The sequence below is a fragment of the Haloplanus rubicundus genome, assembly GCF_003342675.1.
GTDB classification, from domain to species: Archaea; Halobacteriota; Halobacteria; order Halobacteriales; family Haloferacaceae; genus Haloplanus; species Haloplanus rubicundus.
On sequence record NZ_CP031148.1, the window covers coordinates 506,984 to 519,732 of the forward strand.

15 protein-coding genes are annotated in these 12,749 nt (G+C 69.0%); 8 read left to right on the plus strand and 7 right to left on the minus strand.

Features of this window, described 5'->3' with window-relative positions:
• The first annotated feature begins 18 nt into the window (after positions 1-18).
• Positions 19-192: a hypothetical protein gene (locus DU484_RS03375; RefSeq protein WP_157969243.1), complete on the plus strand. Its 174-nt coding sequence runs from the start codon at positions 19-21 to the stop codon at positions 190-192.
• Here DU484_RS03375 and DU484_RS03380 read toward each other — a convergent pair.
• The 4 genes from DU484_RS03380 to DU484_RS03395 all read right to left on the minus strand — a co-directional run bounded on the left by DU484_RS03380 (position 168) and on the right by DU484_RS03395 (position 4,958).
• Entirely contained in the window at positions 168-608 is a 441-nt protein-coding gene (locus DU484_RS03380) for a dCTP deaminase/dUTPase family protein (RefSeq protein WP_114584782.1), read from the minus strand. The genes DU484_RS03375 and DU484_RS03380 overlap by 25 nt on opposite strands.
• 41 nt (positions 609-649) lie before the next feature.
• Positions 650-2,014: an ATP-binding protein gene (locus tag DU484_RS03385; RefSeq protein ID WP_114584783.1), complete on the minus strand. Its 1,365-nt coding sequence runs from the start codon at positions 2,012-2,014 to the stop codon at positions 650-652.
• A 64-nt stretch (positions 2,015-2,078) separates the two neighbouring features.
• Positions 2,079-3,947, minus strand: coding sequence for a cation:proton antiporter domain-containing protein (locus tag DU484_RS03390; protein WP_114605110.1), 1,869 nt, complete (start codon positions 3,945-3,947; stop codon positions 2,079-2,081).
• Between the two features lie 114 nt (positions 3,948-4,061).
• The gene (locus DU484_RS03395; RefSeq protein WP_114605111.1) at positions 4,062-4,958 is read right to left on the minus strand and encodes an MBL fold metallo-hydrolase; all 897 of its coding nucleotides are present in this window, start codon (positions 4,956-4,958) and stop codon (positions 4,062-4,064) included.
• Between the two features lie 83 nt (positions 4,959-5,041).
• On the opposite strand from DU484_RS03395, the gene serS reads away from it, so the two are divergent.
• The 3 genes from serS to DU484_RS03405 all read left to right on the plus strand — a co-directional run bounded on the left by serS (position 5,042) and on the right by DU484_RS03405 (position 6,945).
• Positions 5,042-6,427, plus strand: a complete 1,386-nt coding sequence (gene serS / locus DU484_RS03400; RefSeq protein ID WP_114605112.1) for a serine--tRNA ligase — start codon at positions 5,042-5,044, stop codon at positions 6,425-6,427.
• Positions 6,424-6,573, plus strand: coding sequence for a hypothetical protein (locus tag DU484_RS19380; protein ID WP_157969493.1), 150 nt, complete (start codon positions 6,424-6,426; stop codon positions 6,571-6,573). The genes serS and DU484_RS19380 overlap by 4 nt, the downstream gene beginning before the upstream one ends.
• Before the next feature lie 78 nt (positions 6,574-6,651).
• The gene (locus tag DU484_RS03405) at positions 6,652-6,945 is read left to right on the plus strand and encodes an amphi-Trp domain-containing protein (protein ID WP_114605113.1); all 294 of its coding nucleotides are present in this window, start codon (positions 6,652-6,654) and stop codon (positions 6,943-6,945) included.
• Here DU484_RS03405 and DU484_RS03410 read toward each other — a convergent pair.
• Positions 6,942-7,280, minus strand: a complete 339-nt coding sequence (locus tag DU484_RS03410; RefSeq protein WP_114605114.1) for a nuclear transport factor 2 family protein — start codon at positions 7,278-7,280, stop codon at positions 6,942-6,944. The two genes, DU484_RS03405 and DU484_RS03410, sit on opposite strands and share 4 nt — an antisense overlap.
• Before the next feature lie 82 nt (positions 7,281-7,362).
• Between DU484_RS03410 and DU484_RS03415 the strand changes: the two genes are divergently transcribed.
• From DU484_RS03415 to DU484_RS03430, 4 genes are read left to right on the plus strand one after another with little or no spacing between them, the layout of a single operon-like run.
• Positions 7,363-8,469, plus strand: a complete 1,107-nt coding sequence (locus DU484_RS03415; protein WP_114605115.1) for a patatin-like phospholipase family protein — start codon at positions 7,363-7,365, stop codon at positions 8,467-8,469.
• 39 nt (positions 8,470-8,508) lie between these two features.
• Positions 8,509-8,997 carry a DUF367 family protein gene (locus DU484_RS03420; protein ID WP_114605116.1) on the plus strand — a complete coding sequence of 163 codons (489 nt, stop codon included), beginning with the start codon at positions 8,509-8,511 and terminating at the stop codon, positions 8,995-8,997.
• A gap of 43 nt (positions 8,998-9,040) precedes the next feature.
• Positions 9,041-9,520, plus strand: a complete 480-nt coding sequence (locus DU484_RS03425; RefSeq protein ID WP_114605117.1) for a hypothetical protein — start codon at positions 9,041-9,043, stop codon at positions 9,518-9,520.
• A 55-nt stretch (positions 9,521-9,575) separates the two neighbouring features.
• The gene (locus DU484_RS03430; protein WP_114605118.1) at positions 9,576-10,580 is read left to right on the plus strand and encodes an NOG1 family protein; all 1,005 of its coding nucleotides are present in this window, start codon (positions 9,576-9,578) and stop codon (positions 10,578-10,580) included.
• Here the strand turns inward: DU484_RS03430 and DU484_RS03435 are convergent.
• Complete coding sequence (locus DU484_RS03435; protein WP_114584793.1) at positions 10,577-11,287, minus strand: SIMPL domain-containing protein; 711 nt, start codon at positions 11,285-11,287, stop codon at positions 10,577-10,579. The two genes, DU484_RS03430 and DU484_RS03435, sit on opposite strands and share 4 nt — an antisense overlap.
• Before the next feature lie 32 nt (positions 11,288-11,319).
• Positions 11,320-12,717 carry a TIGR00341 family protein gene (locus DU484_RS03440; RefSeq protein WP_187347756.1) on the minus strand — a complete coding sequence of 466 codons (1,398 nt, stop codon included), beginning with the start codon at positions 12,715-12,717 and terminating at the stop codon, positions 11,320-11,322.
• Positions 12,718-12,749: the final 32 nt, after the last annotated feature.

The window sequence follows — 12,749 nt, forward strand, 5'->3', positions numbered from 1 at the left end:
CGCAGAGCGACACTCGGTATGTCGTTTTCGGAACTGGTGATGGTACGGATCGGTCACGCCGTCGGCGCGCTGTGTTTCCTGATCGTCCTGCCGGTGCTCCCCTTCATCGCCGTCGCAGCCGCCGTCTCGGCGCTCGTTCGACCGGACGCGGAGACGCCCGAACCCTCCTACCGCCCGGACTGGGCGGAGTGAGGACGGAGCGTCGACACCCGCGCGTTCTCCTTCAGGTAGAGGCCGCCGTCGCTCACCGAGAGGGGGAGCCGCGGCAGCGACGTGACGACCCGCGTCGGGTGCGCGGCGCCGCGTTCGAGGACCGCCTCGCGGGTCTGGAGGAGCAGTGGTCGGTCGGTCGAGAGGGACTCGTTGTACGCGATCAGGTAGGTGCCGCCGTCGAGGTGCCACCACTCGTAGTCGTCGTCCGGGCGCCGTTTTTCGGTCTCGTGGGGTCGCGTCCGCGCCGGTTCCAACTCGCCACCCCCGAAGTCGACGCGCCCCGCCCCGTCGACGACGAACACCTCGTCGACGGTGAGGTCGACGCCGTGGTCGTGGACCTGCGTCTCCTCGTGGAGGAGGCCGTCGACGCGCGTCACGAGGTCGTGTTCGCACATACCGCAGTCGTCGGCCGCGGTCGACAAAAATCCCGGTTCGCTCAGTGATCGTGGTCGTGGTCCGCGTGCCCGCCGTCGCCCGCGACCAGTGCGTCCGAGTCGCCGTCGATCATGTCCATGTTCTTCAGGTTGTCCCGCTCCTCGAAGTCCTCGACGGCGTCGAGGATGTCCTCCTGGGTGAGCGCCGTGCGCTCCTCGGTGAGCGCTTCGAGGACGGCTTCCCGGAGCACCATCCGGAGGTCGCTCCCGGTGAGTCCCTCGGTGCGTTCGGCCACCGACTGCGGATCGAACTCGGCGATGTCCATGCGCCGGGTGATCACCTCGAGGATCTCCGCCCGCATCTGCACGTCCGGTTTGGGGAAGTTGACGATCTCGTCGAAGCGACGCCACGCCGCGGCGTCGAGTTGGTCGGGGTGGTTCGTCGCGCCGATCAGGAGCACCTCGTCCCGGATGAGGCTGATGTCGTCGATGCTCTTGAGCAGGGTGTTGACCGCCCGCTTGAGCGCCGCGTGTTCGTCGGAGCGGCGGGTCTTGGCCACGGAGTCGAACTCGTCGATAAAGAGGATACAGGGCGAGAGCCGCTTGGCGACCTCGAAGGTCTTCTCGACGTTTTTGGCCGTCTCGCCGAGATACTGACTGGTGATCATCGACAGTTTCACCTCGACGAACGGTTGGCCGAGTTCGTGGGCGAGCGCCCGCGAGGCGGTCGTCTTGCCGGTCCCCGGCGGGCCGACGAAGAGGAGTTTGCCGATCTCGCGCAGGCCGATCTCCGCGAGATACTCGCGGTGTTCGATCGCTTTGACGATCTTCTGAATCTCGCCTTCCTGATCCGCGGTGAGGACGAGATCGTCGAGCGTCATCTCGATCTCTTCGGGCGCCCGCACCTGCACCAGATCGAGCATTTCGGCGTCGTCGTCCTCGTCGAAGTAGGCGTCGAGCAGGCTGTCGATCCACACGCGGTCGGCGTGGATCGGGCGAGTCTGTTCCCGCGCTTCGGCGAGGGTCACGTCCACGTCGTCGCGGTCGGCGACGACCGAGGCGAGCGTGGGGTTGGTCGCGATCCGGTCGCGGTCGGCCCGTTCGACGAGCCAGTCGACCGCCATGTCCGACTGCGTGAGCGAGATGCGACCGGAGAAGTTCTCCTTCTCGGTAAACAGCAGTTCGGAGACCGCCTCCCACGGGTGTTCGACCCCCGTCGCCTGGCGTGCGGTCCGCTCGGTCACGACGAGCGGGCGTTCGATCCCGCCCGTGACGTCGCCGTCGCCGTCGTCCTCACCGTCGTCCGTGTCGCCCCAGAACACGCGTCGGTAGCGCGGCGGGAGATCGTTCTCGTCGAGGCTCCGATCGTCCGTGTAGACGTGGGCCGTCAGCAGAAACTCGACGACTTCGAGAGCCGGGTCACTCATCCCTCCCGTATTCTCGTGGCATCCGTTTAAGACCGTCGGATTCCCCACCGTTGCCGTCCCCCGATCAGTTTTTCTCGGGGTGCGCGAAGTCGAGCGCCTCGGCGACCGACTCGTTGTCGCCGATGAACGTGATTCGGTCGCCGTGTTCGAGCGTACAGCTCCCGTCGGGGACGATGGTCTGGCCGTTGCGGGAGACCAGCGCGATGAGACACCGCGGTGGCAGCTTCGGGCCGATTTCCGAGATGCTCTTGCCGACGAGTTCGTCGGAGGTGACCTCGATTTCCTGGACTTCGCCCTCGTGGCCCATCTCGCTCATCCAGTTGACGAGCGACGGCCGCTCGATGTAGTCGTCGAAGGCCATCGCCGTCGCGTCCACCGAGGAGATGGCCCGGACCCCGAGGTCCTCGAACGCGTCCACGTTGTCGGGGTTGTTCACGCGGGCGAGGATCATCTCGGGGGCGAACTTCGACTCGGCCAGCTGTGCCACGAGCAGGTTCACGTCGTCGTCGCCGGTCGTCGTGGCGACGATCTTGGCGTTCTCCGCGCCCGCCGATCTGAGCACTTCGGTGTCGGTCCCGTCACCGTGATGGACGGTCAGCCCCGCGTTGCGGGCCTGCTCCACGTTGTTCACGTCCCGTTCGATCAGGACGACGTTCTCTCCGCGGCCTTCGAGGCGACGGGCGAGGGTTCGGCCCACGTTCCCGGCGCCGATGATGATCACACGCATGGGTATCACGTCGAGGAATTCGGCGATCTGTCTGGCGAGTCCGGCTTCGAGCGCGACCGTCAGGAAGATGACGAGAAAGACGGTTCCGACGAGGATGCTCGCGGCCTCGGGCATCCCTTCGGCCCGGAACTCGACGGCGAAAAGCGTCGCGACCGAGGCGGGGATGATCCCGCGCGGGCCGACGAAACTCATGAACAGTCGCTCCTCCTGGGTGAAGCGGTCACCCCGGGTGCTGACGAACACGAGCAACGGTCGCAGTACGAGCGCGACGACGGCGGCGACGATCAGGCCGCCCAGGCCCAGGCCGAGCAGATACTCGAACTGGAGCAGGGCCGCGAGCGCGATGAAGACGAAGGAGAGGACGATCAGCGTCACGTCGCCTTTGAAATCCGTGATCTCGTCCTCGTAGGGGACGTCCGCGTTGCCGAGCAGGATGCCCGCGGTGGCGACGGCGGCGATGCCGGCTTCCGTGGCCACCGCGTCGGCGGCTCCGTAGGCGACGAGCGCCCCGCCGAGGACGAGCAGTCTGGCGTTCTGCGGGGCGTTCCCCGGCGAGAGGTCGACGTAGCGGAGCGCGTAGAAGACGACGGCCGCGACGGCGAGACCGACGACGATGCCCGTCCCGAGTCGCTCGGTGAAGAGCGCGAACAGTTCGCCCGGCGCGCGCACGTCCTGGATGATCGCCTCGAAGATGACGACCGCGAGGATGGCCGCCGTCACGTCGTTGACGATGCCCTCGGTTTCGAGGGCGGCACCGACCCGGTTCCGGACCGGGACGACTTCGAGAATCGGCGTGATCACGGTCGGACCGGTGGCGACCAACAACGCACCGATCAGCGCGGCGACGGCCCATCCCGTCCCGAGGGCGTAGTGGACGACGGCGGTCGTTCCGACGAAGGCGATGGCCGCCCCGACGGTCACGAGTTTGACCGTCGCCGTCGGCGCTTGGCGGAGCCGGTCGATCCGCAGGTGGAAGGCCCCCTCGAAGACGATGATCGCTACCGAGAGGCCGACGATGGCCGAGAGCGCGTTCCCGAAGGAGTCGGGACCGACGACGCCGAGCACTTCCGGACCGAGGATGACGCCAGAGGCGAGCAGGAAGACGACGCTCGGGATCTGGAATCGGTCGGAGAGGATCTGGGCGACGACGCCCACTCCGATCAGGGCTGCGACCAGCGTGATGAGATTCCCGCCGCCGGCGGCCACTCAATCCACCTCCATGTGTGCGCGACGAGGAGGGCGACACCGATAAAAGCAGCCTTTTCGCCCCCCCGGCGTCCGCCGAAAAATCGCTCGCTCGGCCACGGCGCCGACGGCCGTTCAGTCCTGTTCGTCGAGGTAGCCGAGGACGCCCTTGACGTTGAGGCGGTTCTCCGCTCGGCTCTTGCGCTCGCCCCACGGCTCGACCGTCTCGGCCGTCTCGGCGAAGTACTCGATCACGGCCTCGTCGTCGTCGAGTTCTGTCCGTTTCTCGCGCACTCGGTCGACCCACCCGGTGAGTACGTCCTCGTACTCGGCCATCAGATCGGGGCTGAAGGCGGCGTGGCCGAAGTGGCCGAAACAGATGTACGCGGGGTTCCGCTCGGCGATGGTTTCGGCGTCCGCGAGACAGGCCTCCAGATCGAAGTTGACCGGCGGCGAGGTGGGGAAGAGGTCGTCGGCGCCCTCGGGGCGGATGCCGCCGGCGTCGCCGGAGAAGAGGACGTCGTCGCCCCGGTCGTGGAAGACGACCTGATGGGGAGCGTGGCCCGGGGCGTGGATCACGTCGACGCTCCGGTCACCGAGGTCGATCTCGTCGCCGCCGTCGACCGACTCGATGCGCTCTTCGGGCACCGGTTTCGGGTCGACGTAGTACTGCCACTGGTCGCCGACGGCTGCCTTCGTCCCCGCGACGAGTCTGGAGGGGTCGACCAGGTGGCGGACGCCGATGTCGTGGACGTACACCGTCGCGTCGGGAAACTCCTCGGCCAGGAATCCCGCGCCGCCCGCGTGATCGAGGTGGATGTGCGTCGTCAGGACGGCGTCCAGCGAGTCGATCCCCACCTCGCCGATGGCGTCGAGCAGGCGGTCGACGTTCGTGCCGAGGCCGGTGTCGACGACCGCCGGCCGGTCCGCGTCGAGGATGTAGACCGACCCGTAGCCCTGTACGTCGTAGGCGCCCACGTCGACGTAGTAGAGATCGGTGCCGTCGACCGCAGTGAGATCGCCGATAGCCATGGTCCAAGCCCGTCGGCGTCGGTGAAAAGCCTTCCCACCCCGTCCCGACACGGTTTTGTCGCGGCCGCGAGAAAACCGGCCAAATGCTCAGCAGGCAGTATCTCCGTGAGAACCCCGACGCGGTTCGCCGGAACCTGGAGGACCGGGGGATGGCAGACGACGTCGATCTCGACCGACTGCTGGAGATCGACGACGAGTGGCGGTCGCTCAAAAGCGAGGGCGACGACCTGCGCCACGAGCGCAACGAAGTGAGCGACCGGATCGGCCGCCTCAAAGCCGAGGGCAAAGACGAGGAGGCCGAGGAAGCCATCGAGCGCTCGCAGGAGCTCAAAGAGCGACTGGAGGAGGTGGAGGACCGCGCCGACGAACTGGAGGCCGAACTGGAGGCCAAGCTGATGGAGATTCCGAACGTCCCCGACGACGACGTGCCCGTCGGCGACGACGAGAGCGACAACGTCGAGGAGCGTCGCCACGGCTTCGACGACCTGCGCGACCTGCCCGAGACGGTCACCCCGCACTACGACCTCGGCGAGGACCTCGACGTCATCGACGAGGCCCGGGGCGCGAAGACGACCGGCGCGGGCTTTTACTTCCTGAAAGGCGACGGCGCCCGCCTCGAACACGCGCTCATCCAGTTCATGATGGACGTCCACCGCGAGCAGGGTTACGTCGACCTCTTCCCCCCGATTCCGGTCAAGTCCACGTCGATGGAGGGGACCGGCCAGCTCCCGAAGTTCGCGGAGGACGCCTACCGCATCGGCGGCGCGGAGACCGAGGACTACGACGACGACGACCTGTGGCTCTGTCCCACCGCCGAGGTACCCGTCACCAACATGTACGCCGACGACATCCTCCTCCGGGAGGACCTGCCGCTGAAACACCAGGCGTACACCCCCAACTTTCGGCGCGAGGCGGGCGAACACGGCACGGAAACCCGCGGCATCGTCCGCGTCCACCAGTTCAACAAGGTGGAACTCGTCAACTTCGTCGAACCGGAGGACAGTTACGACCGCCTCGAATCGCTGGTCGACGAGGCCGAGGAGGTCCTGCGGCGACTCGGTCTCCCCTACCGCATCCTCACGCTCTGTACCGGCGACCTGACCTTCGCGTCCGCGAAGACCTACGACATCGAGGTGTGGGCGCCGGGCACGGAGGCCGAGGACGGCCCCGAACGGGGCGGCCGGTGGCTCGAAGTCTCCAGCGCCTCGAACTTCGAGGACTTTCAGTCGCGGCGGGCGGGCCTGCGCTACCGCCCCGAGCGACACGAGTCGGCGGAGTACCTCCACACGCTCAACGCGTCGGGCACCGCCGTCGGGCGCGTGATGGTCGCCATCCTCGAATACTACCAGAACGAGGACGGTACTGTCACCGTCCCCGAGGCGCTCCGACCCTACATGAGCGGCACGGAGGTCATCGAGGGTCACGAGAAGGTGGGGGAGAGCGCCGTCGGCGCGGGCGAGCGGGAGTGAGTGGCGGTCGGTGGTGTGTCGGGGCCTCCCCGCGGCGACGGCGGTGGCCGTCGGCGCGGGCGAGCGGGAGTGAGCGGCGGTCGGTGGTGTGTCGGGGCCTCCCCGCGGCGACGGCGGTGGCCGTCGGCGCGGGCGAGCGGGAGTGAGCGGCGGTCGGTGGTGTGTCGGGGCCTCCCCGCGTAGCGACCCCTTACTTACGGTGTTGCCCCGTCAAAATAGACGGGATGACCGAGACGCCCACCCCTGACGACGACTCGACGACCCGCACCGGCGACTACTTCCAGCAGGAGTATCACGTCAGCGCGGCCGAGGCCGGCGAGTTCCTGATCGCCGTCGGCGAGTGCCTGCAGGCGGGCGAGGACGTGAGCCTCTCCGGCGACGACTGGGACTTGGAGTTCGCGTACCGCGACCCCGTCGAACTGGAGGTGGAACACGTCGGCGGCGACGACGCGGAACTCGAAATCGAACTCGAACTGTCCGCCGCGGACGGGAGCGACTCGCCGCCGTCGCTCGGCTAGGCCGTGTACGTCCGCAGCGACTCGATGCCCGCGTCGCCGACGCGGTGGACGTCGACGAACCCGAACAGGTCGTCGCCGTCGGCGGTTCGGAGGCGGCCTTCCACGAAGACGGTCGACACCCCGTCGCCGTCGTCGACACCAACCGCCTCGACGACGTGTTCGGTGTCGGTTCGCGGTCGATCCTCCCGCATGAACTGGACGAACCGATCCCGGCCGTCGAACGTCCGATCCGGTCGGCGCTGGACGAATCCGGGTGCGAGAAGGTCGCGCAGGCGGTCGTAGTCGCCGGCGTCGATGGCGTCGTAGTAGTACCGCACGGCGTCGCGGCGGTCCATACCGATCCTCCCGTCCCCGGGTGGATGAACCGTTCGATCTCTAATGACAACTGTTTAGCACGAACGGCGCGTGAGGGTTCGTATGAGCGACGACCAGACGAGCGTGGCGGTCGCCTGTCAGGGCGGGGGGAGTCATACGGCCTTCACCGCGGGCGTCCTGCGGCGGCTGCTCGCCGAACCGGACGCCGACTACGACCTGACGGCCTTCACCGGCACGTCGGGCGGCGCGCTCTGTGCGCTCGTGGCGTGGTACGGGCTGCGGACCGCCGACGCGGCGACGGCGCGGCGCGACCTCGCGGAGTTCTGGGCCGACATCGAGACGCGCGGTCCCGTCGACTCGCTCGTCAACTTCGGCGTCGTGGGTCTCGCGCGCCTCCTCGACGGCGGGTTTCCGGTCGCGCAGATCAGCCCAGCGTACAACGCCGGCGCCCGGATGGCGAAGCGTCGCCTCCGGGACGCCGTCGAGGCGCAGGTCGACCCCGCGGTCCTCGCGGACCTCGTGGCCGAGGCCGACCCGTCGGCGCCGAAACTCCTCGTGAGCGCCGTCGACGCGACGGACGGGACCTTCGAGATATTCACGGATCGGCCGGTCGAGGTGGACGACGGCGACGTCGATCGATCCACCGCGTGGCTCGACGAGCACCCCAAACCCCTCTCCGTCGACGCCGTCCTCGCCTCGGCGTCGGTGCCGACGGTGTTCGAGGGCGTCCGGATGCCCGACGAACCCGGTGGCCCGGTCCACGAGTACTGGGACGGCCTCTTCTCCCAGAACCCGCCGATCCGGAACCTGCTCGACGGTCCGGATCGGGCGGGGGCGAAGCCGGACGAAATCTGGCTTGTGCGCATCAACCCACGGACCCAGCGCGGCGACTTCTCCACGCTCGCGGCAATCGCCGACCGGCGCAACGAACTCGCTGGCAGTCTCTCACTCGCACAGGAACTCCACTTCGTCGATCGGGTGAACGACTGGATCGACGACGGCGTCCTGCCGCGGGAGCGGTACAAACCCGTCACCGTCCGCGAACTCGCACTCGACGAGAGCCGCCTCGACGGCGAGCGGCCCCTCCGCACGGCGTCGAAACTCGACCGGCGCGCGGGCTTCATCGAGGACTTGCTGGCGCTGGGCGAGCGACAGGCCGACGACTTCCTCGCCGACCGCGACGCCTACCACCTGCTCGGGCCGGCGTGAGGTCCGAACCCCTTTATCGGCCGCCCGCCTGCTCTCGCTGTGGACCTGCACGTGCGCTACGCGGGCGACGACGACCCCGACAAATGCACCGCCCGCAAACTCGCGCGGTTCGACCTCGTCGAACTCCACCGGTCGGACCGGGCGACGCCGTACGGGGTCGTGCTCAACCCCCACGCGGAGCGGGCGCTCTCGCCCGCCGACGAAACGGATACCCTCGTGGCCCTCGACTGTTCGTGGGAGTCGGCCGGCGAGGCCCGCTTCTCGCTTCCCGGCGAGCATCGCGCGCTCCCCTACCTCGTCGCCGCCAACCCGGTCAACTTCGGCAAGCCGTTCCGGCTGACGACGGTGGAGGCACTGGCGGCGGGGCTGGTCATCCTCGGTGACCGGCCCGCGGCCGAGCGGGTGCTGTCGAAGTTCACGTGGGGCGAGACGTTCCTCGAACTCAACGACGAACCCCTGCGGCGGTACGCCGCCTGCGACGACTCGGCGGACGTGGTGGCGGTGCAAGGGGAGTATCTGGACCGATAACTGGGCCCCAGTTTTGATTGGCGATGTTCGCGAAGCCGGACGCATGCGTCCGAAACGAGCGATTCCCGCCGTGCTCGCCCTCGCCGGGTTCGTGACCATCGCCGTCGGCGTCCACCAGGGTCTCGTCCACGTCGCCCCCGGCTACGAGGGCACGATCACGACGGGCTGGGACGGGGCACTCAGTCACGAGGAAGTGTTGCTCGCCCGTCTGGGACTCGTCGGCGTCGTCGGCGCCGGCGCCGCGTTCCGGTGGCGACGCCTCGCCGTCGTGCCCGCCGCGACGGGCGTCGTCGTCCTGTCCTACGCCTTCCGGGCCGTTCTGCACTACGCGCAGGACCCGGGGCTCTACGCGCCGGTCACGGCCTTCGGCGGGGCATCGGTGCGGTTCGTCCTCGGCGCCGAACCGTTCCTGCTCGTCGCCGGCGGGGCGCTTCTCGTCGCTGCCGGCGTCGTCGGGTGGGGCGTGCGCCCCGCTGGGACCGACGACGGCGCGTCAGCCGCCGCATCGCCGTCGAAGCGGTAGTTCGGTGCCGTCGCGAACGGACGACCTTTTATTCGCCCGTGTCGAAACGCCGACAATGATTTTCGAAGCCCTGCCGACCACGCCCCGGTCGGAGGAACTTATCGACAAGGCGTTCTCGCGGGCCGCCCGGACCGGGCGCGCGAAGTCCGGGGTGGAGGCCCAGCAGTCCATGCTGCAGACGGCGGGCAACATCCTCTCGGACAACCTGGAGAACGTGGTGACCGAGTGGCCGGATTTCGGCGTCGTCGACCCGTTCTATCGCGAACTCGCCGACGCGGTGTTGCGCCGGGAGATGGGGACCAGAACCGCCGACGACGGCACCGAACAGACGGGGGTCGACGCCCTGCGGGCCAGCCTCTCGGAGGTGACGTGGGCGAGCCGTCAGGTCGAGGAGATTCAGCGCGAGTACAACGCGAAACTCCGGAAGACGGACGCCGAGACGGCCAGAAAGCACCGCAAGCAGGCGTTCGCCCGGATGGCGGACGTGGTGGAGGAAATCGAGGCCGATCTGTTGCGGGTGGGCGAGGCCCGCGACGCCCTCCGTGACCTGCCCGACATTCGCCCGGACGAACCGACCATCGTCGTCGCGGGCTACCCCAACGTCGGCAAGTCGTCGTTCGTGAACGCGGTCACCCGCGCCGACAACGAAATCGCCCGGTATCCGTTCACCACCCGCGGCATCCAGATCGGTCACTTCGAACGGGACCACATCCGCTATCAGATCATCGACACGCCCGGACTGCTGGACCGGCCGGAAGCGGAGCGCAACGACATCGAGAGCCAGGCAGCGAGCGCGCTCGCCCACCTCGCCGACGCCGTCCTCTTCGTCGTCGACGCGAGCGAGGCGTGTGGCTACCCGCTCGACGCCCAACTCGACCTGCGGAACGCCGTCGCCGAGCGCTTCGACGCCCCCGTGCTGACGGTGTGTAACAAGAGCGACCGCTCCCGCGACGTGGACGCCGACGCCTACATGAGCGTCAGCGAGGGGGAGAACGTCGACGCGGTACTCGACCTGGCGGTCGAGACGGTCGACTGGGAGCCCGACCTGCCGTCGCGTTAACGGCCCGAATACGTCACGTCGACGGTGGCGGTGACCGTCACGGGTGCGGGCTGGATGACCGTCTCGCCGCCGCCCGCGGTATCCTCGAACCGGGCGGTCGGGAAGGGAGCGAACGCCGCGCCGGTCGAGGCCTGCCGGACGCCGGTCACCGAGAGGTCCGCCGCGTCGGCGATGCCGTCCGCGTCGGCGCGCGCGGCGTCCATCGCCCGGTCGAGCGCCGTCGCCCGCAGTTCGGCCCTGCGCTCGTCGCTCAGCGTGAAGCGGACGCCGTCGACGCTCGTCGCACCGGCGCCGACGGCGAGGTCGATCACCTCGCCGGCGCGGTCGGGACCCGTCTCGACGGCGAGTGCGTGGACCGCGCGGTAGCCGACGAGTTCGCGCTCGCTGCGGCTGTAGTTGTAGACGGGCGCGATGCCGAACGTCGTCGTCGTCACGGCCGCGTCGGGAACGTCGGCGTCCGAGAGGGCCGTCCGCACGCGCTCGACGCCCCGGGCGACCTGCCCGCGGGCCGCGTTCGCGGTGTCGGCCGTCGACTCGACGCCGACGTGGACGACCGCCAGATCGGGCTCGGCGCTGGCCGATCCGGTCGCGGACACCGAGATGGTCGGACCGGTCGCCCCGCCGTCGCTCGCGGCGGTCTGGAGCGGGGTGGTACAGCCGGCGAGGAGGACGACGGCAACGAGTGTCAGAGAAATCACACGTTTCATAGGGGAAGAGAGAGGACGGCCGAGGATATGAATTACGCCGTATGTCGAGTGGTAACGCGACCCGATGCCGTGGATGGTGAACTGGGGCCGACGCTCGCTGCGGCCGCCGTGCGGTCGGCGCTCGTTCCCACGTCGACGGCGACGTACCGGACTTCGACGGTGATGGGGCCGTCGTCGCGGAGCAGCGAGTCGTCGATGGCTTCGATCCGTTCGGCGAGGCGGCCGGCGAGTTCGGGTGTCTCCCGGCCGGGTGGGTGGCCGACGGTGACCGTCACGCGTTCCGGGCGGGAGAAGGGAAACGTCTCCTCGTAGACGACGGTGAGCGAGAGGCGCTCCAGGTCCTCGTAGTCGGCGAGGGCGTCGTCGACGGCCAGTCGGGTGTCCTCCTCGAACGTCGCGGTCCGGTAGGTGCCGTAGGTGACGCCCGCGAGTAGGGTCGAGAGGACGAGCAGGGCGACGCCGAGGGTGGCGATGCGCTTGAGCGTCGCCGTCCGCGCCTCCTCGCGCCGGAACCAGCTCTCGGGTCGGTAGCCCGTGAGCCACAGCACGGCCAGCGCCGCGAAGTTGATCGAGAGGAAGTTGACGAGCACGAGCACGAAGGCCCCGGAGACGGTGCGGGGCGACCCCCACGCGAGGCCGATGCCGACGACGGCCGTCGGCGGAACGAGCGCCGCGGCGATCATGACGCCGACGAGCGCCGTCGAGACGCCGGTCGAGAGGGAGAGCGCCCCCGCGGCGCCCGCGCCGAGCGCGATGACCAGGGAGAGCACGTCGGGGACGAGGCGTTCGCGCACCTCGTCGATGGCGAACACGTCGGCCGCTTCGAGGGGGACGATGTGGGCGGTCCGCAGGAGCGCGGCGAAGCCCGCGGCGGCGACGACGGCCAACACCCCGCCGGCGACCTGGAGTTTCACCCCGCGGAGCAGGAGTTCGCGGTCGTCGACGACCGACCCGGTGCTCGTCGCCATCGCGGGGCCGATCAACGGCGCGATGACCATCGAGCCCACCACCACTGCGGCGGAGTCGAGCAGGAGGCCCGCGGTGGCGACGATGGCGCTCACCGCCGTCATGACGACGAACGTCCGCCACGTCGGCGCGAGCGAACGTGCCCGCGCCGCGAGTTCCTCGCGGGCGATCCGGTCACCGTTCTCCTCCCCTTCCTCGTAGCGCTCGACGAGGTCGTCGAACCGCCGCGAGATCACCGTCTCGGCGTCGAGGACGACGGTGTACGCGTCCCGGTCGAGACCGGCTTCCCGGAGCCGCTCCAACACCGGTTCGACCGCCGCCGACGGCAGGGGGAAGGTCACCGTCGCGGTGTACTCGCGGCTGCTGGTCTCGTCGGTGACGACGTAGTCGATGCCCTCGTCGTCGAGCGCCCGCAGGATCGACTCGCGCTTGCCCGCGGGGACCATGACCTGTACGAGTCGCACGGACGCACATCCACCCGCGCCGGCAAATAGCC

Excerpts from the sequence above, each read along its gene's own strand:
- DU484_RS03375 (WP_157969243.1), top strand. The coding sequence starts at position 19 with ATGTCGTTTTCGGAACTGGTGATGGTACGGATCGGTCACGCCGTCGGC.
- DU484_RS03380 (WP_114584782.1), bottom strand. The coding sequence starts at position 608 with ATGTGCGAACACGACCTCGTGACGCGCGTCGACGGCCTCCTCCACGAG.
- DU484_RS03385 (WP_114584783.1), bottom strand. The coding sequence starts at position 2,014 with ATGAGTGACCCGGCTCTCGAAGTCGTCGAGTTTCTGCTGACGGCCCAC.
- DU484_RS03395 (WP_114605111.1), bottom strand. The coding sequence starts at position 4,958 with ATGGCTATCGGCGATCTCACTGCGGTCGACGGCACCGATCTCTACTAC.
- serS (WP_114605112.1), top strand. The coding sequence starts at position 5,042 with ATGCTCAGCAGGCAGTATCTCCGTGAGAACCCCGACGCGGTTCGCCGG.
- DU484_RS03405 (WP_114605113.1), top strand. The coding sequence starts at position 6,652 with ATGACCGAGACGCCCACCCCTGACGACGACTCGACGACCCGCACCGGC.
- DU484_RS03410 (WP_114605114.1), bottom strand. The coding sequence starts at position 7,280 with ATGGACCGCCGCGACGCCGTGCGGTACTACTACGACGCCATCGACGCC.
- DU484_RS03415 (WP_114605115.1), top strand. The coding sequence starts at position 7,363 with ATGAGCGACGACCAGACGAGCGTGGCGGTCGCCTGTCAGGGCGGGGGG.
- DU484_RS03425 (WP_114605117.1), top strand. The coding sequence starts at position 9,041 with ATGCGTCCGAAACGAGCGATTCCCGCCGTGCTCGCCCTCGCCGGGTTC.
- DU484_RS03430 (WP_114605118.1), top strand. The coding sequence starts at position 9,576 with ATGATTTTCGAAGCCCTGCCGACCACGCCCCGGTCGGAGGAACTTATC.
- DU484_RS03435 (WP_114584793.1), bottom strand. The coding sequence starts at position 11,287 with ATGAAACGTGTGATTTCTCTGACACTCGTTGCCGTCGTCCTCCTCGCC.